General features: G+C 50.6%; 1 protein-coding gene and 1 pseudogene. Both read left to right on the top strand.

The features are described from left to right. The first annotated feature begins 19 nt into the window (after positions 1 to 19). The gene (locus ACQ4MZ_RS31465) at positions 20 to 160 is read left to right on the top strand and encodes a hypothetical protein (protein WP_430852017.1); all 141 of its coding nucleotides are present in this window, start codon (positions 20 to 22) and stop codon (positions 158 to 160) included. Between the two features lie 286 nt (positions 161 to 446). Further along, a pseudogene (locus tag ACQ4MZ_RS31460) lies at positions 447 to 2,165 on the top strand (gliding motility-associated C-terminal domain-containing protein); the annotation flags it as partial.

The raw sequence follows: 2,165 nt of genomic DNA, 5'->3' as shown, positions 1-2,165 counted from the left end.
CTCCACCAGGGATGTCAACATCAACTGGGACGGTAAAACCAACGGCGGAAAAGACCTCGCAGCCGGGCAGTATTATTATGAAGTAAAAATCTATTTCGAATCTTCTAAAAAACAAGGCACAGAGACCAGCATGAAAGGCTGGGTACAATTGCTGAGATAGCGATACAAAATCACATCAGAGCGCTATTTGTGCTGCTTTGGGACTTTGTTACAATTCGTATATGATTTATAAAGTTGTTTTGTATGTTTACAAATCGACACATTATATTCATTCTCAAAGCACACATTTTTACCCGAATTTTCGTTGATTTAACGTACCTGACAGGAGAAATGGCACCGCCATTACCTCCCTATCATTATTAGCTCGACACAGATTTATGCGCTCTGTTTTACGAATCCCATTATACTTATTCTTCCTGGCTTTGCTATGTAATGGCTTCCAAGCCATGGCTACACACATACGCGCGGGTGAGATTACTGCCCGCAGGCTTACTCCCGCCGGCTCACAAATCCATACTTACGAGATAAAGCTTACCGCCTATTTTGACATGCAGAACGGTGAGGGAGCCGCTAATGCGCAGAATTCGGTGTTTTTCACTATCGGACCTGTTAAAGTCGGTGACAATACCCAAGTTGATGTAATAGAAGCGCCTCGTATGCAACCAATCCCAAACATTGGAAACAACACAACGCAGAACACTTACATTATCAACTACACGTTCCGCAGTGCCGGGAAGTACCGTATTTCCTTCGAAGAGGACAACCGGAACAACAACGTGCTCAACATCGGCCCTCCGCCGACGCAGAACCTGAACTTCTACGTGAGCACGATCCTGGAAATCAATTCCAACTTCGGAAAGAACCAGACGCCCGTCCTGCTCAATGCGCCGATCGACGTGGCGGCGGTAGGACAGCGCTACATTCACAACCCCGGCGCATTCGATGCCGATGGCGATAGCCTTGCCTATCGGATGTTTGTACCCCAAAGAAGCGGTGTAAAAGGCTCGGGGATCAATTTGCAATACAAGGACCCTAATATGGTAACGCCTCCCGGATCTACGGAAGCTGGCGCATCACCTGCCACTTTCAGCATTAACAGGATCACCGGCGACCTTATCTGGGATGCGCCTGTCACGAAAGGATATTATAATGTCGCATTTGTCGTGGAAGAATGGCGCGACGGCTCACTTATAGGCGAGATCGTCCGCGATATGCAGATCATCGTTGAGGACGCCCGCAACGACCGGCCGGTAATTAAGCCGATACCCGATATTTGCGTCGAGGCCGGTACATTGATTAACCAACCTGTGACAGCTACCGACAAGAATGGCGATAAACTCACGCTCACATCGTCGGGCGGTGTTTATGAAGCATCTCTGATTCCCCCGGCCGTTGCGAAGTTTACAGTTGCCAATCAAGGCGCTCAGGGTACTGTCAACGGTTTATTCACTTGGCAAACCTCCTGCGCCCATATCCGCCTGGAAGCTTACGACGTGCTTTTTAAAGTGGAAGACGCACCGGGTCCGAACGTTCCCAACCCGTCTCTGTTCCGGAAACTTGTTGATATGACCACGGTGAACATTAAAGTCTACGGACCGAAACCTACGGGATTAAAGGGCACAGCCGTGTCCGATCCTACCGGAACCGCTTACCGTCTCAACTGGGATGCTTATAAATGCCAGGTCACAGGCGCTAAAATTGCTATCTACCGCGCTGAAAAATGTACTGACCTGCAAGAAGATGTGTGTAGTCCGGGCATTCCTGCCGGCTCGGGTTATGAAGAAATCGGGAGGGTGGATATTAACCAGACCACATTCCTGGACAACAATGGCGGCGAAGGGCTCCGCCCGGGTGTTTCCTATTCCTACCGCATTGTGGCCCTCTTTCCGAGGCCGGGCGCCAGCCCCACAGACCCCGGTTACCTGATCGGCGGTGGGGAAAGCCTTGCTTCCGCCGAGTATTGCCTCAACCTGCCATTGGCCATGCCGGTGATCACCAATGTGACAGTCGATTCCACCAGCACCACCAGAGGACAGATCACCGTCAAATGGATCAGACCTGCTACTGCAGCCGGACTACCTGCTCAGTACCGCCTGTACAGGGCCACCGGGCAAAATGGTACTGTTTTCACCAAAATCGCCGACATCAACACCAACCTCACACCA

The sequence above is a fragment of the Dyadobacter sp. BHUBP1 genome (assembly GCF_050587785.1).
In the GTDB taxonomy this organism is placed as follows: Bacteria; Bacteroidota; Bacteroidia; order Cytophagales; family Spirosomataceae; genus Dyadobacter.
This window is presented reverse-complemented; position numbering and strand designations above follow the sequence as displayed.